Annotated in this window: 1 protein-coding gene; it reads right to left on the reverse strand. The window is 75.6% G+C overall.

What is annotated here, in order from left to right:
- The coding region (locus KUM32_RS43115; RefSeq protein ID WP_217146986.1) for a TetR/AcrR family transcriptional regulator at nt 1–547 on the reverse strand (547 nt) is incomplete at its 3' end.
- Nucleotides 548–573: the final 26 nt, after the last annotated feature.

The following is a 573-nucleotide window of genomic DNA, read 5'->3' on the forward strand; positions in this document are numbered from 1 at the left end:
GGTAGGCGGCGAAGCGGCGGGAGGCCGCGAGGCGGGTGGCGGGCGGCGCGTCCTGGACGCCCCGGTGGGCCATGAGCATGAGGACCAGGTCGTCGACGACGAAGTCGGGGCGCAGTCGCCCGGCCCGCTGGGCGCGGCGGGCGACCTCGGTCACCGCGCGCAGCGTGTGCTCCCGGTCGGCGGCGAAGTCGGCGGCCTCCGGGAAGGCCGTCATGAAGGCGTCGGCGAACCCCCGGCTGTGCGCGTGGAGTTCGCAGATCCGCTCGACCAGCTCCCGGAAGCCGTGCCACGGGTCCGGGTCCGCGAGGGCGTCCCGGACGGCGGTGTGGCAGGCCCGGCGTTGCGCGGCGAAGGTCTCCGCGATCAGCGCCCGCTTGGTCGGGAAGTGCCGGTAGAGCGTGGCCGGGCCGACGCCGGCGCGCCGGGCGACCTCGCGCATGGGCGCGCCCAGGCCCTCGTCGCCGAAGACCGCGCTGGCGGCCTCCACCATGCGCGCTCGGTTGTCGCGGGCGTCGGAGCGCGCCGGGTGAGACAAATGACCGGTCATCCCTTCTCACTTTAGCCAACCGGACG

Source organism: Streptomyces sp. AC627_RSS907 (genome assembly GCF_019049165.1).